This is a genomic window from Pedobacter africanus (assembly GCF_040548825.1).
Lineage (GTDB): Bacteria > Bacteroidota > Bacteroidia > Sphingobacteriales > Sphingobacteriaceae > Pedobacter > Pedobacter africanus_A.
In genome coordinates, this window is sequence record NZ_JBEPSL010000007.1 from 176841 (window position 1) to 201991 (window position 25151).

Annotated in this window: 24 protein-coding genes; 2 read left to right on the forward strand and 22 right to left on the reverse strand. The window is 39.0% G+C overall.

Features of this window, described 5'->3' with window-relative positions:
* Positions 1-6: 6 nt before the first annotated feature.
* Positions 7-1386, forward strand: coding sequence for a RagB/SusD family nutrient uptake outer membrane protein (locus tag ABIE26_RS26305; protein WP_310146786.1), 1380 nt, complete (start codon positions 7-9; stop codon positions 1384-1386).
* A gap of 116 nt (positions 1387-1502) precedes the next feature.
* Here ABIE26_RS26305 and ABIE26_RS26310 read toward each other — a convergent pair whose 3' ends face one another.
* The 20 genes from ABIE26_RS26310 to ABIE26_RS26405 all read right to left on the reverse strand — a co-directional run bounded on the left by ABIE26_RS26310 (position 1503) and on the right by ABIE26_RS26405 (position 21411).
* Positions 1503-2051, reverse strand: a complete 549-nt coding sequence (locus ABIE26_RS26310; RefSeq protein WP_310146784.1) for a hypothetical protein — start codon at positions 2049-2051, stop codon at positions 1503-1505.
* A gap of 4 nt (positions 2052-2055) precedes the next feature.
* On the reverse strand, positions 2056-3156 hold the full coding sequence (locus ABIE26_RS26315) for a hypothetical protein (RefSeq protein WP_310146782.1): 1101 nt from the start codon (positions 3154-3156) through the stop codon (positions 2056-2058).
* Positions 3157-3265: 109 nt separating this feature from the next.
* The gene (locus ABIE26_RS26320; protein WP_354376268.1) at positions 3266-3376 is read right to left on the reverse strand and encodes a bacteriocin-like protein; all 111 of its coding nucleotides are present in this window, start codon (positions 3374-3376) and stop codon (positions 3266-3268) included.
* A 159-nt stretch (positions 3377-3535) separates the two neighbouring features.
* Positions 3536-4180: a hypothetical protein gene (locus tag ABIE26_RS26325; protein WP_310146781.1), complete on the reverse strand. Its 645-nt coding sequence runs from the start codon at positions 4178-4180 to the stop codon at positions 3536-3538.
* A 300-nt stretch (positions 4181-4480) separates the two neighbouring features.
* A complete protein-coding gene (locus tag ABIE26_RS26330; protein WP_310146779.1) occupies positions 4481-4846 on the reverse strand; it encodes a hypothetical protein in 366 nt (121 codons plus the stop codon).
* Positions 4847-4930: 84 nt separating this feature from the next.
* Positions 4931-5359: a MauE/DoxX family redox-associated membrane protein gene (locus ABIE26_RS26335; RefSeq protein WP_310146777.1), complete on the reverse strand. Its 429-nt coding sequence runs from the start codon at positions 5357-5359 to the stop codon at positions 4931-4933.
* Between the two features lie 91 nt (positions 5360-5450).
* On the reverse strand, positions 5451-6029 hold the full coding sequence (locus ABIE26_RS26340) for a Crp/Fnr family transcriptional regulator (protein ID WP_310146776.1): 579 nt from the start codon (positions 6027-6029) through the stop codon (positions 5451-5453).
* A complete protein-coding gene (locus tag ABIE26_RS26345) occupies positions 6019-7092 on the reverse strand; it encodes a hypothetical protein (protein ID WP_310146774.1) in 1074 nt (357 codons plus the stop codon). Before ABIE26_RS26345 ends, ABIE26_RS26340 begins: the two co-directional genes overlap by 11 nt.
* The gene (locus ABIE26_RS26350; protein WP_310146772.1) at positions 7089-7355 is read right to left on the reverse strand and encodes a hypothetical protein; all 267 of its coding nucleotides are present in this window, start codon (positions 7353-7355) and stop codon (positions 7089-7091) included. The genes ABIE26_RS26345 and ABIE26_RS26350 overlap by 4 nt, the downstream gene beginning before the upstream one ends.
* Positions 7356-7665: 310 nt before the next feature.
* Positions 7666-8289 (reverse strand): Crp/Fnr family transcriptional regulator, encoded by a 624-nt coding sequence (locus ABIE26_RS26355; protein WP_310146770.1) that lies wholly within the window; start codon positions 8287-8289, stop codon positions 7666-7668.
* A gap of 165 nt (positions 8290-8454) precedes the next feature.
* Positions 8455-8829, reverse strand: coding sequence for a hypothetical protein (locus tag ABIE26_RS26360; RefSeq protein WP_310146768.1), 375 nt, complete (start codon positions 8827-8829; stop codon positions 8455-8457).
* 11 nt (positions 8830-8840) lie between these two features.
* The gene (locus tag ABIE26_RS26365) at positions 8841-9134 is read right to left on the reverse strand and encodes a hypothetical protein (RefSeq protein WP_310146766.1); all 294 of its coding nucleotides are present in this window, start codon (positions 9132-9134) and stop codon (positions 8841-8843) included.
* A gap of 98 nt (positions 9135-9232) precedes the next feature.
* A complete protein-coding gene (locus ABIE26_RS26370) occupies positions 9233-9631 on the reverse strand; it encodes a helix-turn-helix domain-containing protein (protein ID WP_310146764.1) in 399 nt (132 codons plus the stop codon).
* Positions 9632-9633: 2 nt separating this feature from the next.
* Positions 9634-10500, reverse strand: a complete 867-nt coding sequence (locus tag ABIE26_RS26375) for an alpha/beta hydrolase (protein WP_310146762.1) — start codon at positions 10498-10500, stop codon at positions 9634-9636.
* Between the two features lie 7 nt (positions 10501-10507).
* Positions 10508-11782, reverse strand: a complete 1275-nt coding sequence (locus ABIE26_RS26380; protein ID WP_310146760.1) for a thioredoxin family protein — start codon at positions 11780-11782, stop codon at positions 10508-10510.
* A gap of 21 nt (positions 11783-11803) precedes the next feature.
* Positions 11804-14530 (reverse strand): alpha/beta hydrolase family protein, encoded by a 2727-nt coding sequence (locus ABIE26_RS26385; RefSeq protein WP_310146758.1) that lies wholly within the window; start codon positions 14528-14530, stop codon positions 11804-11806.
* Positions 14531-14537: 7 nt separating this feature from the next.
* Complete coding sequence (locus ABIE26_RS26390) at positions 14538-15998, reverse strand: RagB/SusD family nutrient uptake outer membrane protein (RefSeq protein ID WP_310146756.1); 1461 nt, start codon at positions 15996-15998, stop codon at positions 14538-14540.
* Between the two features lie 17 nt (positions 15999-16015).
* Positions 16016-19396 carry a SusC/RagA family TonB-linked outer membrane protein gene (locus tag ABIE26_RS26395; protein ID WP_310146755.1) on the reverse strand — a complete coding sequence of 1127 codons (3381 nt, stop codon included), beginning with the start codon at positions 19394-19396 and terminating at the stop codon, positions 16016-16018.
* Between the two features lie 233 nt (positions 19397-19629).
* Complete coding sequence (locus ABIE26_RS26400) at positions 19630-20757, reverse strand: FecR family protein (protein WP_310146754.1); 1128 nt, start codon at positions 20755-20757, stop codon at positions 19630-19632.
* A gap of 75 nt (positions 20758-20832) precedes the next feature.
* Positions 20833-21411 carry an RNA polymerase sigma factor gene (locus ABIE26_RS26405; RefSeq protein ID WP_310146752.1) on the reverse strand — a complete coding sequence of 193 codons (579 nt, stop codon included), beginning with the start codon at positions 21409-21411 and terminating at the stop codon, positions 20833-20835.
* Between the two features lie 563 nt (positions 21412-21974).
* On the opposite strand from ABIE26_RS26405, the gene ABIE26_RS26410 reads away from it, so the two are divergent.
* Positions 21975-22343 (forward strand): hypothetical protein, encoded by a 369-nt coding sequence (locus tag ABIE26_RS26410; RefSeq protein ID WP_354376269.1) that lies wholly within the window; start codon positions 21975-21977, stop codon positions 22341-22343.
* Here ABIE26_RS26410 and ABIE26_RS26415 read toward each other — a convergent pair.
* The gene (locus ABIE26_RS26415) at positions 22308-23735 is read right to left on the reverse strand and encodes an alpha/beta hydrolase family protein (RefSeq protein WP_310146749.1); all 1428 of its coding nucleotides are present in this window, start codon (positions 23733-23735) and stop codon (positions 22308-22310) included. The genes ABIE26_RS26410 and ABIE26_RS26415 overlap by 36 nt on opposite strands.
* A 53-nt stretch (positions 23736-23788) precedes the next feature.
* Positions 23789-24616: a hypothetical protein gene (locus ABIE26_RS26420; RefSeq protein WP_310146747.1), complete on the reverse strand. Its 828-nt coding sequence runs from the start codon at positions 24614-24616 to the stop codon at positions 23789-23791.
* Positions 24617-25151: the final 535 nt, after the last annotated feature.

Here is a 25151-nt window from a genome sequence, read left to right on the forward strand (position 1 = left end):
CAGATTATGAAAAATCATATTTCAATAGCCATACTCGCACTTACTACATTAAGCTGCATAACCGCCTGCAAGGAAGAGTTCCTGGAAGTCAAACAAAACCAAAGCCTGGTTATTCCGGCAACAATTGCCGATTACCAGGGTCTGATGGATAACAAAACCATCATGAACAACAATGCCTGCAGTGAACTGGCCATCATTGGCTCCGATGAGTACAGCGTATCTGATGCCGTATGGGCTGCCTTGCCCAACCCCTATCAAAAAAACGGGTACATCTGGGCAAAAGATGTATATGAAGGCAACGCGCTTGAAGAATGGAACAACGCGTACTGGCGTATCCTGTACGCCAATACTGCAGCTGATGGGGCTGCAAACATCAAACCTGCTGCAGCACAGCAGGCCGAATACAATAACCTTAAAGGCTCCGCCATGTTCCACAGGGCCTTTAACTTTTACCAGCTGGCGCAGGTATTTTGCAAACCTTACAACGTAGCTACAGCCCCCAGCGATCCCGGCATTCCTATCCGGCTGGAAGCAGACATTAACCTTCCATCCAAACGCGGTACTGTTGCTCAAACCTACGGGCAGATCATAAAAGATTTAACCACAGCAGCAGAACTGCTGCCGCAACCGGCACTGTTTAAATCCCGCCCATCCAAAGCCGCGGCCTATGCCATGCTGGCCAAAACCTTTCTGATGATGGGCGATTACGGAAAAGCTGCAGATTATGCCAGCCAAAGCCTCTCTCTACACTCCACGTTAAATGACCTCAATACTTTTAACCTCAGCAACCGGTTTACCTTTCCGACCGATGCAGAGCTGAACCCCGAAATCCTGTTTGCAACCGGTATCAGCGGCATTGCCATACTAACAGTTACCCGCATCAATATACCTGCAAGCCTGGTTAACAGTTACCAGAGTACCGACCTCAGGAAACAGGCTTATTTCTTTAACAATACAGATGGCCGGATCTTGCCAAAAGGCTCCTACAAAGGTGCAACAACTTGTTTTACCGGCTTGGCAACAGATGAAGTCTGGCTGATACTTGCAGAAAGCCTTGCCCGTACCGGCCAGGTGCCAAAAGCAATGGAAACGTTAAACACCCTACGCAAAACCCGTTACAACAAAACCGGCTATGCAGACCTGATAACTACAGATGCTACAACAGCTTTAAACCACATACTCACTGAACGAAAAAAGGAATTGTTGTTGCGCGGTACGCGCTGGGAAGACCTCCGCAGGTTAAATAAAGAACCCGATTATGCCACAACTTTAACCCGCATTGTTAACGGTACAACTTATACCCTGCCACCAAATGACAGCCGCTATACCTGGCCCATACCAGATAATGAAATAGCATTGAGCAACTTCCAGCAAAACCCGAGGTAAAAAGACAAAGAGGGTGTCTGAAAAGAAAAAGGACAACTTCATCGGTTGTCCTTTTTCGTATTTATTGGACCCAATCTGGGCAGTATGTTAAACCGGAAAAATCCTGGCGAAAATATTTAATTTAAAACCATCGAAAATCCGTTGTAATATGGATTCAGCAAAACCAATTCCTTTTTTTTATCGGTCTCTCTGAGTTTGGGCCAAAGTCCACTAAATTCACTCAACATTATATGATTACTTGCTACTTTTTCAGCATTTGATTCATTGAAAATCAGGATAGGAAAAAGTATTACTTGATTTTTATAGGTTTTTAACGGCCTTAAAGTTTCACGTATTCTTTTTGTAGTAGAAGCGTCTGGCTTTAAAATCTGTAGAATTTTTGGCGTTAATTTCTCAGACATATACACTGTATCAACTTCACCATCGCTTGCGAACGAAACTCCTATGGCCATTATATGCACGGCATTTTTTTCTATTTTAAAATACTCCTTAAAATCCGTTGAGGGTTTTACCATAGACTTTATGATCGGTATCCTGATGTCGATCTCTTTGATTCTAGCCTCAGAAATAACAATTCGTTCGTTAGCTATGGAAGTTTGTTTTTTTTGAGCGTAAGCACTGCCAATAAAGGCAAGGCATACTAGAAATATTCCTGTTGTTTTCATAATATTATGGGCAATAAGTTCCTATTCGACTTCCTGATGGAGCTGTTTTTCTACTATTCTGGTTTACTTGTTTTACTTGTTCCTGTTCCTGCGCGGTTAATTTGTATTTAAAATAAGTTGTCTCTTCTAATCCTCCCCACGATAATCCCCAAGCCATTTCATCTGAAATACCAGGGAAAGCGACTTTCAAAGCACCTGTTAAAAGAGCAATATAGTTATCAGCCATCTCATTGTGTCCATTTCCAATTGGAAGTATTAGTTTTCCGTCCGCATTCCTTGTATAGGTTGCCTCTATATACGCATGCAGGATTTCATGGTAGATGGTTGAAACTATGTATTGCTCGGACATATCCGGAAGTTTATTTTTATTTAATGCGATTTCAAATACATAGGCATTATAGCCCCTGCACACACCCATAATAGTATCAGCTAAGTTATTTACATCATAGAATGTAATATCCTTACTCGTATAACCAGTACCGCCAAAAGTTTGATTGAGCATATTTTTAATGGTAGTACCTGCCGTCAGGGATCGGTTCAATCCTGACTTTAGACAAGTATTTAACACGCTATCCTTGATTTCAGTGGGGCCATTTGGCTCATAACCGGCAGGAGGCGTGCTTGGCCCGCCGATACCGCCGCCCCCTCCGCCACCACCATTAAATTCACAGTAACGTCCGACAGCCTGGCTTTCATTTACAATGTCTATCATCACGTCATAAGACCACTCCCAGCTTGGAATCTGCGCTTTTATCAAATCAATTTCATCTTCGACTGCCTCGCGAGAATAAAAACGTATATTATTGCGGGCATTCCATTCTGTCTTAAAATCCTTTGTTGCTGCATCAACAGCCCATTGAGAAGTACCACTAACAAATATCGTAATGCTTCCAAGATAATAGTAACAATCGTCCATCACATTTGAGACTTTACCTTTTGATCCACCTTTAGACGCTGAAATAGTACCGCCTGGTAAACCAATCGTTACTGTTTGTTGGTGAGTTGGTTCCTGTTTCTTGCAGGATAAAAAGATTGATAAGAAAGTCAGAAAAAAGAACACCATGGCTTTGTACCGGTGTTCAGACGTTAATTTGATTGAATTCATAAGGGTTTTATATATTTTTTGCGATTGTTCCAGATTTCATTATAGTCCGTAACTAGAAAGCACAAGAGATATTCCCGAACAAAAAGATCGGGATAGGCTTGAATATGCTTTAATGTATTGCTGAAGTCTTTGCCAGTTTGTAAACTGTAGAGCAATCAAGGCCCCCTTTGACTTTTTTCATTTCAGCTTTGCTGAGCGTTTTAAAATTTTTCACAGGCATAGGTTTATGTAGTAGACCTAAAATAGTTTTCAGCTGTTATAATCCGAAACATTTTACGCCAATGAGCGAGTATCTTACGTGAGTGAGGTCATTTCCTACGCGAAATATATTTCGGGCCATTAAAGCTATGTGTAGTGTTGAGGGTAGTTCTATATTACGTTATAATAATTCCCCTTTTAGATATAATGTTTCAGTTGTTCCATCTTCATATATAACTGCAATACTTTTAGCGAAAGGCCCTTTGTAATTTGCGATACCGTGAAATCTTGATAAAACTACATTTGGGCCTTTAACATTTGTATCAACTGTTACGCAACCACAGTTTGCAGTCGCAGATTTAACATTTTTGGATAAACGAAAGGAATGAGTATGGGTTTCTCCATTATTGATTTTTCCAAAATTAAAGTTTAGTTCTCTACCGCTTGTATAATTGTTATTACCTGTCCTATCTTTATTTGCTTCCGTTTGTACAAGCGAATTTTCAGTTTGTTTTGTTAACCCTTTATTTTGTCCATTAACACTTTTACTACTAGTACTAACTAATTTTTTATTAGGATTCTTTAAAGCATCAATTGCATTTTGAAGTTCAACAAAGTTCTCATCGTTTGGACCGAAATTGTAAAAAAATACAGTTGGGATATATCGTTCTGGTTCTAAAGGTAGATATAATAAATCTTTACCTCCTTTTTCTATTTTTTGAATATTAAGCTGTATAAATTTTTTCATAAATAGTGCGGATTCCCAAGCACCACTTCCTCTACTATCAATTAAAGCATTATAGTAAAATATATAAAGTGCAAACATTGAAAATCATATAATAATGATTCCCAACCTGAAAAATATTTAATAACCTTTTATGCAGTTCTAGCGTGAGTTCCAGGTCTTTCGTATATGGGGTATCAATCTTGATAGCTTTATTCCACACTTTTGTAGCGGCCTGGTACAAGGAAGGTTTTGATTTTTCCATAATAAATTCAAGTTTATCAGGCAGCGTTTAATTGACCATCAAACCCAATTCCTCATAGTATTAAATATAATACTAATTTTTAAAATTATTTTGAATAAAAAAGCGGGAGCAATTGCCCCCGCTCTTGTTTAACCTCATTACAACGGTTGTTGTGCATCATCTGTAATGCTCTCGTAAGTAGCATTTACATCAGATATTTTAGCTGGTACAGCAGTGGCACTTACGGTAAAATCCAGAAAAACGGCACAAAGATCGCCGGTATTTCCTGTACGGGCACAGCCCTCTTCGTTGGTTTCATCTGGCTCATCAATGCGGGTACCAAAAGCCAGGTTGGTAGGATCACTGTGACTTTGCATAGGGTCAATCACTGTAACTTCAAACCAGCCATCAGCTGGCGGGGTTAGCTTTGCTACTTTAAAAGCACTCTGTGTACCGATTAACAATAAGCCCAATACAAAGGCAAACAATCCAACTTTGTTGATTTTACTTAATAGATTTTTCATCTTATTTAATTTTTGAATTTCATGCCTACTCTCTCAGATTCAGGTTTTCGGCTTCTCCTGATTCAATTGGCCAATTAAATATTTTTAGATGTCTCGTCGTTTCACTTCCCTCGACATGACGATAGCAGTAACAGCAACTCCTACAAACAACACATTAAACAACAGGTGCTCCCAATATCCCATATTGGATAATATCCCGCCACAGCTACATGGCCTGCGGCCAAACCAGCCACTCATGGCCACAGCTATATAAACACTAAACATTGCCATCAACACAGCCGATGCATACAGCCCAACTAACCGCGTTCTTTTAAACAGCAACAAACCCACTACAAGCAACTCCGCTACCGGCACCAGCCAGGTTAAAACCGGAGCCGTTCCTGCAGGGATCAGCTGCTTTGTCATCTGCAGCTTGCTCTGGTCATAATCCAGCAATTTGCTGGCGGCTGCATAGGTAAACAGCAATACCAGCAATAGCGTGCAGATATCAATCAATATATTTTTAAGCTTCATTTCTTTCAGATTTTATACCGCCAATTTAAAGAGCAACAGCCCTAAAAAAAGACTCCTTTTCGAACATAAAAAAGTTCTATTCCGAACCTTTTTACTTCTTCCTGCTGTCTTTAAGCAGGTAAAAACGTTTACTGCTAAAAAGTGTGGTTTTGCTTATTCCTAAAAAAGAACAGGTATCTTTTTCTGAAAGCCGATGTTTTAGTTCCGGAAACAACGCACAGAAAAAACCATATCTGCTGCCTTCCGGCTCCTGCAATACCTGCGTATGCAAATCCCGTTTCCTGTTAAGGCTGGCCAACACCAGTTTGCCCAGTTGGTGCATTTCCTCAAACTGCTGATAAGCGAGCCCCAATTGCGTTTTGTTGATGGTATAGATCTCGCTGTCCTCGGTCATTTCAATATATACCCGCTCATTTTTGCCGCCCAGCACAAACCTGTCGGGCACAATCAAAACTTCGTCTTCACAACAAAAAGCAAAAATCAACTCTTCGTTGTCCATGTTCTTCCAGTACATTTTAGCCATGCCGCTGCAAATGAGATGCACCTCATCTGCATGCATACCGGGCCGCAGCAGGGTTTCTTTCCTTTTCAGTTTTTGCCTGCGCAGCATGCCTTCAGCTATCATTAATGCTTCCAGTTCATTAAATATCAGCATCAGCTCATTTGGCATATCCAGTCAGTTTTATCTTTTTAATATTGATACTGTAAGTAACCATATACTTTCCATACAAGGCAATCAGCATATTGCCCCGAACAGCAAAATCAGATAGCGGTTCAAACTTGTATTCGGGCAGGTAAATACTATGCCAATAAGCGCCATCATTCAGCCTGTAAACATCCAGGGTTATTCTTTGTTCAAACAGTTTTAGTTTTTCATTATCGGCTTTTAAACCCGCCTGCAGGTAAATAAAATTACCATCGCTATAGCCCCTTTTGCTTATTATAAGCGGCGTGCCGCTTATGGTTTGTACCCTTTTGCCATTTACTTCCAGTTCTTCCACCTTTAATTTGGCAACGGTATTGGTATCAATGGTTTTTCCAATGTACCGCAGGTTCAAATTGGTATCCAGGCATATAAACTGGTTGCGGTAGTAATAGGTAAACAGCACCGCGTTTTGCCTGCGGTTACAGCTAATAAACCCATCTATGCTAAAATTCCCACCCCGCTGTAACTGATGGCCGTAACGCTTGCAACTGTCTATATGGGGCTTATTGTTCAGCCATACCTTTTGCACAAACTTTTGCCGCAATGCAGGCTCATAAGCATTTACAATAAGGCTTCCGGGCGATAGCAATTGCATCAAATCAAAATGCATGCCCGCCAGCGGATAATATTTTTCCTGCGCAAAAGGAGTAACGGCAGTTACTACGGCAGGTGTTTTGTATTCGTACAGATAAACCATAGGGCTGTCAACTTTCAGGCGGGCCAGCCGCCAGTCTACCTTTTCGTTATAGCTAAACGGCACGCGCTGGCTCAGGGTGTCTTTTAGCTTGTAATTACAGCTTAGCAAATCCAGCGCGCCTGCAAGGTTGCCCAGGTAAATACGGCTATGGCTAAGCCCGGCAATAAACCACGAGTTATATTTCAAATCCAGTACCTGTAATTGCCTGGCCTCATAAATGTGGCCGCGCTTAAAACCAGTTGACTTATCCTTGCATTTAAAATATACAAAACCCGTTATAATGGCTAACCAGCCAAAGCCGGTTAGCCAAACCCGATGTGCTAGTCTCATTCCAAAGGCAGCTTGCCCTGAATGGTTACAACCTCATGTCCAGTTAAGCAAGAGGGTCCGTCATATACCACAACATTATCAAATGCTATGCTGCATGGCGTTCCTTCGTATTGGTCGTCGCAAGTAACAACCTGGTCGCAGGCACTTTCCAGGTAATAGGTATAACTGCTCGCAGCTTTCTGTACTTTAACTAAATTGTTGTTGGCCAAAGCACCGCCTACCCCAACTATCAGGGCAAAGGCTAGTAAAAATGATCTTTTCATTTTGTTTTTGTTTAAGTTTAATGCCTACTCGTTTTCTTTTGCAGGGTTTTCGGCGTTAGCCCTGATCCAATTGGCCAATGAATTTCTTTTGCAGTACAATTCCTATAATTGCAACAGTTTACTGGTAGCGGCATATATAAACAGGAGTATAAAACCGTAGCTTATTATTGCTATAAAACCGCCGTACCATTTCAATTTATTCATCATTCAAGGCCCCTGTTTTTAACCATCAGGAACAAAACAAAAGTAGCCTCCCCTAAGGAAGGCTACCAGTCGTTTTCGGGCAATCGAAACACCGTTTTCGAAATGTTTAAGCTTTCGATCCTACCAGGGTAGTAGGCCCAACTCCAATAAAACAGCAAATCACGTCGTTGCTTAGCTTGCCCCTCAACCCAGGAAATTTCTCTTCAAACAGGCTATACCTATCGCTTTTAACCGGCGTCAGTAAAATATCCATTTGCACCAGTAAGCGTTTCTTCATCCCGGCTAAGATTTTCTGGGTAAGGGCATAAGCTATGGTATGTTCCTGGTAAATGCCATCCATACTTAAACTGGTGATGCTTACTACTTCGCTGTCCTCTATTATTTCAATAAAGTAGTCATCGCTTGGCAGGGTTTCTCTGAACTCTTTGTACAGCACTATAATAGTGCCGGGTTCCCATATGTAAAAGATCTTGGGCTGGCCAGATTTTTTGTCAATGCTGTACAACATGGCCATGCCACTTTTTAAAAAATGGGCTTCGGCCACAAGCATATCCGGTTCCAGCAAAAAAGAGCCCTTTCTCTTAAACCTGGGCACCAGCACGCCATCAGCCAGTAACGCTGGCTTCAGCTCACCAATAGGGCCATCGCATAGCTTTTCCAGGTAATCAGTTACACATTCTTTCCATAGTTTTATCATTTGTTCGGTTAGTATCAATTGTTTTTTACTCATTAGTTTTTTTTTAGAATTCAATTAGTGATAGTTATATTATTTATTGGTGCGTCCCCCTATACTTGTCACTAACTTTCTTTGCTAAGGTTCGTTCATGGTTTATGTGTTAATTAGGTTACAGATGTATCGGACTGGCTATTCCCTTCAGTCCATAAGGGTTTATTTTTAATACTCTTCTTTAGCCCTCATTCTTTTCTCTGTTTTTACATAAAACCCGTAAAGGGTTTCCAGCACGTCTATCAAGGCTGTTAACCTTATCTTGCGCATCAAATGCTGCAGTTTGTCTTTGCCAGTGGGTTCTGTTTGTAATTCTGCTTGCAGCTGCAGGCTGCGCAACAGCAAATTGCAACAAGCGGTTTTATGGCTTAGCATATTTGCTTTTAAACTGCCCGGGTCTGTTATCAACTGTGCTCTTACTGTTGCAGCAATGGAGTCTGCGTGGCCTTGCATCTGCTTTATAAATGCCGCCTCATCACCAGGGTGGTAGCGCCCATGTTTAACCATACTCAATACGTCATCAAAATAAGAGAGGTTGTTCATTTTCAATTTTGTTAAGGTTTCATGATATGGTAGCCGGCTTTGCCGCCAACAAGCAGCACAAACATCAAGTCCAAATTGATTTCCATTACGTCATCCAAAAGCTGTGTTTCCATTTCTGCTATAAAAGCCTCCAGGCTAAACTTTGCCATCATCTGTACCTCCAGAGAATCTCCAACTATATTTTTCAAGGTAGTAGATACCACTACGATGTCATCGTTGTGAAGGTCAATCTCAATGCCATCAGCAGTTGTAAACTGGTTGGCATTGGCCCAGAACTGGGCCAGTAACAGGTTTTTGTCAATCATAAATTTTATCAGGTTAGTTAAATTCCTGGTTCTTTTATCAAAATTTTGTGTTGGAAACACACAAAAAACCGGAGGCATATAGTCTCCGTCATTCAATCTTATATTTTGCAGGTCAAAGTTCCATAGCAGCTTCTTCTATATGCTTTAGTAGTAGTTCCTGTCATTTTTTTAAAGAACCTGCAGAAATAAGCAGGATCTTCAAAACCAAGTTCATAAGCAATCACTTTGGCCGATAGCCTGGAACGGCCAAGCAGCAGCTTGCTTTCTTTAACCAACCTGTCCTGGATTAAGCCAAACAGGGTTTTATTACGATAAAGCTTGCAAAGATCAGAAAGCCAGCGTTCTGAACAGGCCAGTTCACTGGCGTAAAACCCCGGATCTTTTCGTTCCCTGAAATGCTGATCTATCAACTTATCCAGCTGTTCAAGAAGCAGCACATCAGGAGACACATAGGTCTCCTCATATGCCAATTCATCAATATGTAAGTGCGTTAACATATCTATTTGTAAAACCCTTGTCTTTCCAGGAAGCCAAGCATTGGATCTAACCAGACATTTACAGGTAACCTTTGTGTAAATCCATGGTTGCCTTTGGGAAATAAATGCAATTCTGCATCGACTCCATTCTTCTGCAAAGCCTGGTAAAATACGATACTGTTGTTGACGTCAACTAACCGATCATCGCCAGCGTGAGTTAGATAAGTTGGAGGCGTAACTTTTGTCACCTGTAGTTCATTGGAGAACAATTCAACTTCCTCTTTGGAAGGTTCCATACCTAGTAATGAAATCTTTGATCCGATGTGGGTCATACTATCTTTCATACTTATCACAGGATAGACCAGGATCATAAAATCTGGTCGTAAACTGATGTTTTCTTTGTTTGGAATATAGCTTTTACCAAAATGAGTACCTAAAGTCGATGCCAAGTGTCCGCCTGCACTATATCCAACAACCCCGATTTTCCCGGGATCAATACCCCAGGAAATGGCTTTTGATCTTACCACTTTTATGGCTTGCTGTGCATCCATCAACGGCCCTAAGCTTTTATGCTCCATGGTTTCATTCTTTGGCAACCGATATTTTACGACAAAAGCAGCAATACCCTTTTCATTAAATGCTTTGGCGATATCAGTTCCTTCCTCTTTATATGCAAGAAAACTATAAGCTCCTCCGGGAAAGATGATCACCGAAGTTCCGATAGCCTTTGTTTTTTCTGGAAGGTATATTTCAATGGTAGGCTGATCCTTGCGCAAAAAATTGCTTTCTGTGTTTGGAATGACATCTTTATAAAGGTTCACGATCTGTTGTCCGTAACCTTCATATATGCTACCGATCAGAATAGCAACGACAAATATTAGTAACTTCATATCAGAATTATTTAATTGATTTAACTTCCCAAGTTGGTAAGCCAGCTTTCATTTTACCTAGGATTTCTATATATACCTCCTCATCAGCCTGTCCTCGTTTAACTTTTACAGCTTTTTCCTCCCACTCTATTGCGTTTTTCTTTTTCCCAGTTTTATAGAGAAGATTTGCATAAGTATCATAAGCAGCTGCATTATTTTGATCATAAGTCTCAATATCATATTCCATAACCTCCACAGCAAACCGAAGAATATTCGGGTCCTCAATGTTTTCAAAAATGACCCAGCACATATCGTTGATCTTATATCTTCTAGGGTGTTTCAATGCTTTGTTAAAATATAGAACGTAGTACTTTCCAAAATCCGACCAATTATCACCAGCTAAAAGATGATATATCATCCTTTGACCCCAAACAATCTCTTGTCCGAGTGAACCATATTTATTTGTCAGTTTTTTTTCTAATTTATCCCAGTCAGCTTTCTTTGAGGCTTCCACATTTTGTGGTAGTTCCGACTTATTAATAAAATTCATTATTGTATTCTGAGCTTGAAATGGTCCTAAAACCTGGTTGATCATTTCAGATTGGCTCATAAATAATTTAAAAGATTCACTATTTGAATCTTTTAACGAGCCACCGATAAGATCCAAATTATCTTTAGTAAACAGATTTCTTTGATCTAACTTCAAAAGATATCCATTGATATAAACATCGGCAACCATTTGAGCATTTTCTGTTTTCCCAAGTGTTTTAGCTAAAAGAATCAATTCATGCATCTTCGAATAATCCATTTTGTTTTCCATAAACTTCTTCAACTGAGTGTAATACTGCTTTTCTGGATCTAAGGATTGTCCTGCGAGCTCAAGAAATTCCCCCACAGTTTTATAGTTTGCACCTTGATGGAGGAGTTTCCCTTCAGGTGAAAAGAACAGATAACTTGGGTATCCCTTCAAATTACTTTCGGCAATAATCTTTCTGGCATCCAGATACCAACTTTTCACAAATTCAGTATCTATATTTGTAGAATCCGCCTGGATTTTTACTGAAATAAATTTATCATTCATATAAGCACCTAATTTTTCGGATGGATATATCTCCTGATCCATAGCTTTACATGGAACACACCAGGTGGCAAATACATCTATGAAGATATATTTATTTTGTTCCTTAGCTTGGTCTTTTATCTGTTGCCAAGACAATCGCTGTTCGAACCGTATCCCATTTTCCTGAGCAAAGGAGTGGCTTGCCAGGCTTAAAAAAGCCAAACTCATTAGTGTTTTTTTCATGTGTTTTATCTTTAGATTTTCTTACCTGAATATTTGTTTATTAGGTTTGTCATTATTACGATCTATCTTTTTTACCTCATTTTTTACAGGTAACCCTGGGCCGGGAATTTGCCCTGTAGTGTCAAGCTCTAAGCCATTGTCATTCTCCCTTTTTGATGCTGGAATTCCGTACAACATCCATATCGGTGCAGGCCTGTCTTTTAAATAATAATCAAAAAACTGCATCATCCTTACAGAGAAATCATTGGCTTCCTTTCCATGTAATTGATGTCCCTCATCAGGATAAACCAACATCCATGCCTTTTTACCCATTCTTCTTAACCCTGTAAACAACTCCATGATATTTGAATATAAGCTAATATGATCCTTTCTACCCTGCATGATTAATAGCGGTGTGGCGATTTTGTTGAGCTTAAAAATTGGTGAACTCCCAATATATGCGTTAGGCATGTCCCACAAACTGCCACCCATCCGACCTTGCCCTTTCTCATAATAGTCCTCCAAGCTTGCCCACTGGGGATTACCTAACCCGCCAATCAATCCCCCATATGCGCTAACCCAATTTGCATTACCGGATGCAGAACAGGCAGCAGCAAAGATGTCTGTATGTGCAACTAAATAATTTGTTTGCATTCCGCCGAAACTATGTCCCTGGAGTCCGAATTTCTTTGGATCTACAAATGGAAGAGCCGAAATATATTGTGCAGCCGAAACTACTGCATCGTAAGTCCCTGTCATCGGCGCGCCAACTTTATAATAAATATCCGGACACAACACCAGATACCCATTGCTCACAAAAGTTGGTATATCTAATGCACCATATGAAGCTTGAGGGATAAAAGATGTATTTAATCTATCCGAAAGACGTTCGTAGATGTGAAAGATAACTGGATATCTCTTTTTCGGATCAAAGTCCTGTGGTTTATATAAGATTCCTTGTAATTTCCTTCCATCCAATGATTTCCATTCATGAAGCTCTGCTGAAAGCCAATTAAAATCTGCCTCAGGATGGAAATCAGTAATATCCTCGAAGGATTTAAAATCTCTTGTTAGGAAATAGTTAGGAGACTCAGCTGCACATGTACGTTTCAAAAGATAGCGGTTAGCATTTTTTGCTTTTATTGGATAGTGCCAATAGTCTATGGAAACATAAGGATTGCTTATTAGCTGATAAAGATAAGGTCCAAAATGTAAACGCACTGGATCACCAGCCTCACCAAACTTCTTTTTAAAGAAACCATTATTCTTATTTTTAAGATTAAAAGCATTTAGGATAATTTCGCCAGTTCTTCTGATCTCGCCTGAGCCGTATTCTGAAAGAGCAAGCCGAAACGTTATTCCATGATTAAATCCGTATTTATTGGTAATATTAACTGGCTTCCTTTCATTTTTTGGATCAATTTCCCAAATATCAAATTGATCATAAATGAGGACCGATTCGTCGTTCTTTAGCCAACAAGCTACACCTCTCGGAGAATCGTTCCCACGATCATAATTAATCTCTAACCAAGAAACAGATATTTGTCTTGAAATATTTCTTAAGATTTTTGTAGCAATTTCAAAACTGAAATAGTTTTTATCTTCAGCGTCAAAATAAATCAGATATTTCCCCGACGATGAAATGCTCGTATTTCTATTTTCAAGGATGTCAACGGCAGTAATTTTTCCTGTTCTTGTATTAACTAGGCTGGTAGTATTTATTTTTCCTATACTCCACGGTTCACCTAAGCGTTCTGTTCTCCTCAATAAAGCCAAAGTATCTGATGCGTTTTTAGCTTCCGGAAAAATGGGTCTGATGTTTCCCAAGTGCACAATTTTGTCCTTATGAAAATCAAGCGCGAAAAACAATGTTAGGCTTGTGTTTTCTGATTCTTGCTCTGATTGAAGTTTTACATCATGATAGCTCCATACTTCAACGATCCCCTTTGTAGATTTGGGTTCTTCAAGTTCTTTTATATTGAAGAATAATATGTTGCCATCATTACTAAAGTTCGATAAGGTTAAGGAACTCTTTCTATCAGGAAGGGAAGGTATTGATTTCAGTAATACAGAATGTGCTTTTGCATTTCCTGGTTTATAAAAACATATTGCACTATCTGCTACTGTAAATACAACTTGATTATGAAGATCATCAATTAGAATATTGGCAATATCATCGCCTTGCCAAATCTCCGTGACCTTACCAGTAGCATAATCCAGCCAGTTTAGAACTTCCTTGCCCTTAAATTCCGATACTATTTTCAATAAAATAGTCTTCCCGTTATCACTACACCAACTTTCGACAACTCCCTTAAACATTTTTAATTTGCATGTCTCAAGATCCTTTACTATAAGGGTTTTCTGTTTGTCGCTAAGTGAATAATAAACCCAATTCATAAAACCATTTTTCGAAACTTCGAAGTTGCTTACTTTAGGAATATATTCTATGTTATCCGTCCCTAGTGAAAATATTGCTAAACTATCCTTGCCCTGAATAAAAATCGCGTATTTACTATCAGAGGAGAATTCAACATTCGAAACTCCTTTAAAATCCCTTCTCCATACTGACTTACCTTGCTTAAGTACCAAAGTTGATCCCCCTACCGGCTGATTATCAATAATGTATCCAACATACTGTCCGTTGGCGCTTATTTTTGGGCTTTTAAGCGTAGGCCACATTGCATAGGTTGATTCCCCAATAACTGACTTTTGTGCGATTACCTGATTAGCACTAACTATTAGTAACAACCAAATTATTAAACTCTTCATTTTTGCGTTAATAGCCGTCCGTTGGTGTTAGGTTTGGCGCCCGGTTAAGTATACTTATTGGAATTGGAAAATATTCTTGATAACTTTTCCAGCCAGAGGTATTTCCTTTTTTTGGAGTAACTATTGACATTACCTCGTCTACTAATTTCCTCCTTTTCAAGTCAAACCATCGGTGTCCCCATTCAGTAAAAAGCTCAAGTTGCCTTTGTTTTGTTATTTCATTAACGAGTGCGGCTTTCTCGATCAAAGGGTCAATATCGTTGATTAGCTCCAGACCAGCCCTTCGTCGAATTTCGTCTACATCTGAAATTGCACCAAATAAATTATTGAGTTGTGCCCTTGCTTCCGCGCGAATTAAGAATTGTTCCGCCAATCGCATAACTGTTGGATATTCAGTTACAATGTTGTTCGTAATATTAGTTGCTGGCACTTTGTATTTGAATGGATAGAAATAAGTATTGTCGTCAATTGTCACGTTTCTGATCCACATATTCTTTCTCTCATCATTACTTGAAAACTTGTTTATTAACTCTTCGCTGAGATAGACAGGATAGGACGGAGACGGGCCGGAACTAGGTAAAAGAAAAATATTTGCATCTTGAGTATTGTTACCAAGAGTAACTGGCTGCAGTTGCAAAATAGCCTCCATATTGTTTTTCAAGTACACCTTGTCTAGTGTTTCTAATTTGTATAGCGATGTGTTTGATAAAACTAGCGTAGATTCAGCTTCTGCACTTGTATAGTTTTTCATATACAGGTATGCTCTTGCAAGTAACGATATCGCCGCCCATTTTGTAGGGCGAATCCTTTCAGCCACTCCATTTGGGTATGGCGTAAATCCATCTCCTTTGACATATAGATCACTTAATAATTCCTTAGCTTCTTTCAGATCTACTATAATTTGATTATATATTTCATTTTGAGAAGACTTCCCCTTCATGGTGTTCAACGAATAATCTGTTGATAATATCAAAGGGATTTCTCCATATATATTTACTAAATAGAAATAATAAAAAGCCCGCATAAATTTTGCTTCTCCTAAAAGTTGTTTCTTTACTTGAGGTGTTAGATCTGAAGGCTTTGTTAGTCCCTCCACCGACTCATTTACCAGGTATAATTTATTATATGTCGCACTCAGGTAACTGACATTTGACGAACTTGTCAAGGAATTTTGATAAAAATTATATAAATCTGAATTTTCAGCGCCGGGAAATAATGTCAGTTCATCTGCTGAAAGCCCAACGATGCACGATAAGCTCGAAAACTCCGTAGTTCCCGTCAAATATTCAGATCCCAGACTCGCGTAAAGGCTAGTTATGGCACCGATTGCTGTTGCATCATTATTATATATGTTTATTGAATTCACACTCGTTTTTGGAGCTTCTACTTCTACGAATTTCTTACACCCTTGAATAAAAAATAATGCCGTAATGCATAAAAGTGCTGCTACTCTGGTTTTTCTTTTCATTGTATTTTAATTTTTATCTAGATACCAACTTTTAATCCCATTGTAATTACTCTTAGTATCGGTAAAGAAGTCGAGCTTTTTGTTTCTGGATCAAGACCTTTATAATTTGTTAGTGTCCATAAATTTTGTCCTTGGAGAAATATATTGCCGTTTCGTACCTTAATGCGTTTTATAAATTGCTCAGGCAATCTCCACGACAAGGAAACATTTTTCAGGCGAATAAAGGAAGCATCCGACCAAGCAGCATCACTATATAAGCTAGCGTTTGACCAGGACTCATTTAACTCTGAAGTTGTGGTGAATTTCTGAATAGAGGAGTGATCACCTGGTTTCTGCCAACGATCTAATACTGACGCAGGTTGGTTCCCCTGGCCGAACCCATATCTGCCAGGTGTTCGATATAACCCTCCAAATTTAATGTCATTTATCGCGACTTGCTTTGTAAATTGAAATAATATATCTAATTCTAATCCCTTGTACATAAGGGTATTTTGAATGCCACCGTAGTATTTAGGTAAGGGATCTATTATAACTGTTTTATCATCAGGATCCATGGGCGAAGTAGTAGGACTACCGTCTTTACCTTCAAACTGATAAACACCTGTAATAGGATCAACCCCTAAAAAGTGATACACCTTTACAGCTCTTAATGACTCTCCAACGAAAGCTGTATTGACTTCTGTGGAATTTTCCAAATCAGGATATGCCACCAGTATTGTTTTCGGGATTGTTAAATTAATACTGCTAGACCATGAAAAGTTCTTAAGCTGTAGATTCCGGCTTGATATCATGAATTCCCATCCAGAATTTTGGATTGTACAATTTTGATTTCTAACTATATTCTCAAAACCAGTGATGGCTGGGAGTAGATATAAACTAAGCTGATTCGAAGAGCGATTTCTATAATAATTTGTGTTAAACAAAATCCTATCAGAGAGAAACCCTAAGTCTAAACCAAACTGTATTTTTTTGGTCTCCTCCCACTGAAGATTAGAATTAGTAAGCCGGTTTGGCTGATATGTCACAATACCTTGGTATGGTACTGCCTGAGGAACCGGGTTATATAAACTTAAAAACTGATAATCTGATATCTGGTCATTGCCTTGAGTACCAAAACTACTTCGTAATTTCCCAAAGCTTAGCCATTTCATCTTGTCCTTGAAAATTTTCTCCTCTGAAAAAATCCATGCAGCACCAACAGAACCGAAATTATGAAATTGATTTGCAGGACCAAATCTTGAACTTCCATCCCTTCGAAAACTCATATTCAATAGATACTTATTCAGCCAATTGTAATTAACTCGGCCAAACAATGCATTATATTTATACAAAGAATTAATAGAAGATAAGGCTCGGATTGTTGGCGCGGATAAAATGTCATCCATTACAAGGTCATTGCTAAAACCTACGGCGGAAATCCCAGTTTGGTCGCTCGTCGAGTTGGAAAAAGTTGCCCCTACAAGCACTTCTAGTTTCCCCTTGTTGATGCTGGTATTATAATTGATTTGCGGTTCAACCAACCACGATTCTACTTTACTATTTGTAAAAACAGAGTTTCTCGACGTATAAGGTAAATTTTCGGGATTAGTTGACTGTAAACCTTTTTTAATCAGATTCTCAGTTATTAATTTAGTATACCCAAAACTACTCTCTATCGTTAAACTTGGCAATAACTTATAACTTAATCTGCCATTGCTCGTCAAATTGGCTGACTTATCCAAATATCTATCGAATATAAATCCAATAGGATTTCGCAGGAATGTACTGGTGCCATTTGAACTAGGAGCCCAGTTTACATTACCTTCAGGAGTTAATAAAGCAGGAGCGTAAGGGATTAGGGTCATCGCATAGTAGGTTAAATCAACATTCGGTAATTGGTTATTGTCATTCAAATAACTTCCCGAAAAATGTATTTTGAAATTTTGATCTTTGGAAGAACTATTAAGATTAAAATGAACCGAAGCTTTTTTATCTGAAAAGTTACCTGGAAACACATTTGTTTCCCTGTGATAGCCAGCACCAACTAGGAATGTCGTTCTATCGTTCCCTCCTGAAACAGATGCATTCAGATCCTGATACCCCCCCGTTTTCCCTATCAATTCCTTTTGCCAATCTGTAACGCGATTCATATCCCAATTGCCGTTCAGATCGTTATCGCCGTTAGGCCCAGGAACCGGACTAGGTATACCTTTGTTGATCAATGCCTCTCTTCTCATTTCCAAATATTGCTCCCCATTCATCAGATCAAGTCTTTTAGGAACCTTCGACCATCCTGATAGTAGATTTAAATCCACCCGCATATCTCCCGACTTCCCCTTCTTCGTAGAAATTAAAACCGCACCATTTGCTGCACGAGAACCATAAATTGCAGTTGCATCAGCATCTTTTAGAATGCTAATACTCTCGATATCAGTCGGATTAATAAAATTTAGTGGATTACTATAATTACCGGACGACCCTGATTTCCCTTGGATTGATCCATACAGGCTCCCTGGTAGTAGTTGAGAGATAAAAGGGACACCATCTATAACATAGAATGGATCATTGCCCGAATTTAAACTATTTTCTCCCTGTATCCTCACCTTAACTCCAGTCCCGGCAAACCCAGTCGCCTGTTCAATAAACAAGCCCGGAACCCTTCCCTGCAAAGCAAGCAAAGGATTATTCACCGGTTGTTTCTCAATCACATCCGCCTTAATCGTCGTCACATTCCCAGTAGAAAGCCTTTGCGTAGTCGTACCATAAGCAATCACCTGAACCTCATCCAGCTTCGATAAACTCACCTCCAGCACCACATCGCCAAGTTCCTTCGCAGCCTTAACCTCTTTGGTTACGTATCCGATAAAAGAAATTACCAATACCGCATCTTCCTCCACCCCCTTCAAATAAAAACTACCGTTCGCCCCAGTACTCACCGCCTTCCCCCCTTTACCCTTAACCGATACAGAAGCACCAGGCAAACCACGCCCATCAGCATCCACCACCCGTCCCGAAACATCAATGCTCGCCCAGCGATCAGCCAGGCGCTCCAGAAAGGTAGACTCCTTTTCGCTTATGGTAATTGTTTTTTTGTTAATGCTATAGCTTAAAGCCTGATTTTTAAAAATTTCGTCCAATGCAGCTTTTAGCTCAACCTCTTTCAAATTAACATTAACTGGCTTTGAAATGTTAAAAAGATCGTCAGTTGCTACAAAATCATATCCGCTCTGGGTCCTTATTTCTTTCAGCACAGTCTTTAAAGTAGCGTTCGTTTTAAACAAACTGATCTTCTGTGCAAAGCCAATTGCACTAACCTGCATTAAAGACGCTATCAATACCACTGTTGTTAGTCGCATAATTAGCCATATTTTATGGTATAGCCGGTTAGGTATACCAATTGATGCTATAATTCTATACATTTACGTATGTTTTGGTTCTTGCAGTTTGCCTCCGTCGTCGAAAACATGGCATTCTGCGGTTTAAATGGTTAGTATTTTATTATTGGCCAGGGCCAAACTTCAACCAGGTCTTCTAAAGGTCTGGTTGTTTTTTATATCTTGTTTCTGGTTCAGTAAGAGCTGTTGTATTCATCTTCCTTTCTTTCTATTGGTTTGTGGTTCGTTCGTTGTTGTTTATCAATAGGGATGAATTTTTATTTACTTACGTATATTTTACGGTCTTCTATTTTGAAATGGACTTTACCCGTTGATTCCAGTGATTTCAGCACTTCTGAAACATTTTCGTATTTGGATACAGCCCCCCAAAACTTATTGGTTGGTACTGCTCCGGTATATATTACTTCTACATCGTACCAGCGCGCTATCATCCGCATTACGTAGGTAATGCTTTGGTCATCAAACATGAATTTGTTGTTTTTCCAGGCTACTGATTGTTCAGGGTCTACAAGTATACAATCAATATCATTTTCTTTTACAACAGCTTGTTGGTTGGGTTTAAGGGTAACCGGCGGGCTGGCCGTTGATCGGACACGTACAGAACCCTCCAATAAGGTTGCTTTTATGTTAGTTTCATCATTATATGCGTTCACATTGAAATGTGTACCCAATACGGTTAATTCCATTTTTTTGGAGTTTACTACAAAAGGCTGTAATTTATTCCGGAAAACTTCAAAGTAGGCTTCGCCGCTAAGCTCAACTTTACGCACACCGCCACGCTCTTTTAGCGGCATATGATAGGTTAAACTTGAAGCGGCGTTAAGCCAAACTTTAGTCCCGTCGGGAAGGGTGATCTGGTAGGTGCCGCCACGGGGGGTAGTCAAAGTAAGAGTACTCCCCTCTCTGGCTTCGCCATCTCTCCCCAAAGGGGCGAGAGCGCCTACATCACTACCATCATTATATTTAATTTGAGAGGCATCTATAATTACGCCGGTATGGGCATCGCTTAATGTAATGGCTTTACCTCCGGCAAGGCTAAGTGTTGCGGTGTTTTTGCCCGGTGCAATGTCTTGAGATCCTGCAACGAGTTCAGGATGAGGTAATGTGTTCGTATTACGGGAGGTATAAAACCAGATGCCAAAAGTAATGGCTGCTACCGCAGCTGCAATACCTGCATAACGCGGCCATAAACTTCTTTTTTGGTGCACCAGCGGTAAAGTTTTGCTGATTTCAGACAAATCATGCGCCAAATCCTTTTCAGAGATTTGATACTCAGGATAAACAGCACTTGCCACCCAATTTTCAAGCAGGGCCTTTTCTTCTGCAGAGCAGGTCCCCTCTTTATACTTTGCCAGCAGGCGTTTTAATTCTTTGTCTTCCATCATTACATACTTTTAGCGGAAATTTGGCAGTTAGTCGGCTAAGTGTTAAGGAAGGGTTAAAAAAAAATGAAAATAATTTTAAGGCTGTATAAAAAGCGCCAATACAAGCAATGGGCCCAGCTTTACTTTTAAAATTTTCATCGCATGGTGCATATGGCTTTTAACCGTCTCTTCCGAAAGGCCAAGCTCTTCGGCAATTTGTTTACGCGAATAATTGCTGTTGCGGCTAAGCTCAAAAACCTGGCGCATTTTAACAGGCAGCGCCTCAATTTCCTTTTCAATTAAAGCCGCCAGTTCCTTTTGCCTTATCAGGTGGTCTGTAGTACTTTGCCCCGAAGCACGGTAAGCATTAAAAGTTTCTACATAACGGGCCGAAACCTGTTTACGCGCAATCACATCTACAATTTTATTTCTTACCGAAGAGTGCAGGTAGGTGTTTAAAGAGTAACTCAAATTTAATTGCTCCTTGTTGTACCATAAAGCCGTAAAAATTTCATGTACAATGTCTTTTACCTCCTCACGGTCGCCCAGGCGCTTAAAGGCAAACAAATACAGCAATCTTTTATACCGCTGGTAAATCTCAGTATAAGCAATGCCATCTCCTGCCCGAAGTAGGCTGGTAAGTTCCTGATCCGATAATGCGCTGTAAGTAACCATAATAATGGGTGCCCCTTTATATAAAATTAAGAAATTTTCGCAGCAAGTGTAGAAATAAAATAGTATTCGCTGGTAATTTTTTTTGAAAATTTTTAATAGTGTAAGGTTAACACTCAATACTTTAGGTATAAAAACAGGCTTTGGGCATAGCTCAAAGCCTGTTTTAAAATGCGTCTGGTTCTTATCTTTTCGCCCGGCACACCATAGGCCTTTAGCATAAATAAACTTTCATTCACCTGGTGAACAGGTAAGTTGGCGTAGGAAAACTATCAACAGGAATTTCCAAATGATTTAAGGAAAGTTCAAATTGCATTATTGTAATTTAACATGGAATGGAAGAATTTGTAAAAAATTATAGCGGTCAGTGAAAAGGCAAAAACAAATATTATTCTGTTTGCTTATCCAAAACTCCTCCAAACAAAATCCGATTCTAAAAAACATAGCCATTTCCGGACGTGTTCCGGAAATGAAAATAGTTTTGTTAGCTGAAAAACAAGGACTTAGGTTTGCTGTATAAAAACCTAAAGCATGCAGCAAGAAACCAGCTTAATTCATACAAAGAGATGAATGCCTATCAGAAAGAACTCAAAAGAAAACGGGATAATTATAGCCACGACCAATATATCCTGGAGCAGGGATTAAAGCAAGGATTAGAACAAGGATTAGAGCAGGGATTAGAGCAGGGCAAACATGAAAGATCAGTTGAACTGGCCCATGAAATGATTGCTGAAGGTTATGCAATTGAAGAAATAATCAAATTGACCAAGCTAACAAAAGAAGAAATTTTCATGCTTTTGGGCCTTGTTTGCCCTTCGTTGCACGCCTGCAAAGAAAGCAGATTAAACCGGAATTACCTGGTATTACTCAAGAAGGCAAAGACACTTTCGGCTTTATGTTTAATGATGATCAACCCATTTATATATGGCATCTAGAACTTTAACAGAAATTGTCTCCGGGTTTCCATAGACCTTTGTTATGGAACCATCATTGCACGTTTGTAAAAAATGATTTAGGTTCTTTTCTTTCACAATATCAATCTGAAGCGAATACCTTTCCGCCAGTGATTTAAACCGGGGCAAATTTATATCTGCATCTACATTTTCATCTCTATCCCCGTTTAACGCGAGAATTGGTATTTTTAATTTACTGAGTAGTTGATCAGGGTTATATGAAAGAAAATACCTGGTCCAGGGTTGAAGGTAAGGCACAATCTTTTTTGATAGAAATTTGTCGACCGCCGATTGGTTATTTATATTACTAAAATCGAACCCCATTAAGGTTAAAGATTTGGAACTATTCTGATACGTTACCAACCATTCTTTAAAAGCTTTTGTAATTGAAGCTTCCAATTCGGAACGGTTGTTTGTTGTATTGATAATAGTAAATGTTTTATCCCAAAACCTTAACACGTTATTTACTACAAGGGTATCCTTTTCCCTCGCTCTTAAACCTTGCTCAAATTGCTTCAACGCAAGTTCTTTACCAGACACTGCAGGCGATGCAAGGGAGACAATAAAGGCAATGTCTGGCGATCTGTTAGCAGCCATAAAGGCGGTAGCCCCTCCCTCGCTATGGCCAATAAAACCAATAGAAGCACTATCTATATTTTTGTTTTTTTTCAAAAACCCAACCGCCTCAAGTGCATCGCTTGCAAAATCATTTGTTGTATTCTCCGATCTACCTCCAGTAGTGCCTCCCACCCCTCGATCATCAAGCCGTAGTACTGCTATTCCACGTTTTGTTAAATAATCAGCTAATACAAAAAAAGGTTTGTGATAGAACATCGTTTCATCTCTATCCTGGGCACCGCTGCCTGTTAAAAGAATAACCGCAGGAAACTTACCCTTATTTTCCGGGATCGTAAGTGTGCCACTGTACTTAATTAAGCTATCTTTATTATAAAAAGAAATATCTTTTGTAAGATAGGAAAAAGGAGGTTGTGGAGTTTGAGGTCGCCGTTTAGATAAATCAATATGATTAAACCTGGTCTTAAAATCACCTCCACTGCTGTAAATCCCCTCAATAACTGATGGAGCATACTTTCCCTTAAAAGCAATATCAAACCTGGAATACTTAAAAAAAATTGAATCACCAGAGATGGAGCATTTTTCCAGTTTCAAGCGTTCCTGTCCATATTTCGGGATGGTCAAATAACCGGCAAATGAGTCGGTGTTTTTTTGATCTATTTCAAGAACAAGTAGTAAAGTATCGTTTGCCGGTAGAAGAATTTTGGCTTCATAAAGCCCATGTAAAGGTTCACATCTACCATATACATTAACAAAAATGCCAGTTAAAATAATAATTAAAGATAGTTTTTTTTTCATAACCGATATTACCAACAATTTGATTTCACTGTATTACAAACTTAGTCTCATGTTTATTGAATTTGGTTTAATATTTTATAAATATTGGACAAATTTTGGTATTCAGGAATATCCAGGGCAATGGCATCATATCCGCCGGAAAATTTTACATTTCTAAAAAGGTTACCTACTTTAATTTGCACATACAACGCCGCCTCCCCTCTTTCAATAATATCAGGATGGGCCAGTTTCACTTTTTTCTTTATTTCGGTTTCAGGAATTAAATCAAAAAAATGGTTGTCAATTAATCTTTGAAAAAATTCTTTCCAGGTATAATCTTTTAGCTTCAGCTTGTTTTCATAAAAAACCAACACATTCATGCCCGGGTTTTCAGGAAGCGGGCCCAAATTTTTAGATTTTTTATACCTCGGCTCAGTATCGGTTATAGGTTGATAACCTATATTGTAGTGTAGTATTTTAAATTTATTACCATCACAATTTATGATAACTGTTTTCCCGGGTTCAAAATAAGGATAATAATATAATCTAATCTCAATATCCGATTTCGACGAATGTATGGGAATTAGAAACTTCTTTCTAACCAAAATCTGTTTTGCATCTGAAAAAGCTGAATCTTGTTTAAAAGAAGGAATGGTTAAATCTAATCCGCATGATTTTAGTTTCACCTGAGCATATCCCTCTGTAGATGAACAAAAAAACGAAACAAACAAGAAAAAGACCATTTTAAGAATACCAAGCATGTTGTTAAGCTTTCCCAGGCATTTTTGATGGCGATAGGCATAAAGGTAATCACCTTCAGAAACATACTCTGAAATCTGTTTTTCAAGTTCTGCTCTCTCGATTTCGTAGGCTTCTATTAATTCTTCCAATTCTGATTTCATATAGGCTGGATGGTAAGCTAAATATAACTATTGTTCGCGTTTAAATTCGATTACATTCGCGATTGACTATCTCTTAATTTGAACGTAGCCAACTGATGTTCTATACAGAATAGTTGTTGTTCTAATAATAAATCAGTTCGATTTGAAAATACCGTTTAAATTTATTCTCAATAGCATTGTTTTTTAGTCAGGTCTATAGTCGATAATTCGTTTACAATCGGACATCGCATCCCTTTTGGCATGTTTTTTTATCATTTACATCCGGACGAGCATTTCAAGGCAGACTGAGTGAAAACAAATATTATTCTGTTTGCTTATCCAAAACTCCCATAAACAAAATCCGATTCTAAAAAACGTAGCCATTTCCGGACGTGTTCCGGAAATGAAAATAGTTTTGTTAGCTGAAAAACAAGGTCTTAGGTTTGCTGTGTAAAAACCTGAAGCATGCAGCAAGAAACCAGCTTAATTCATACAACAGAAGCACCTGAAATTGTCACTTCCAGATACATCGATTTTAAGCTTGATTTTTCATTTC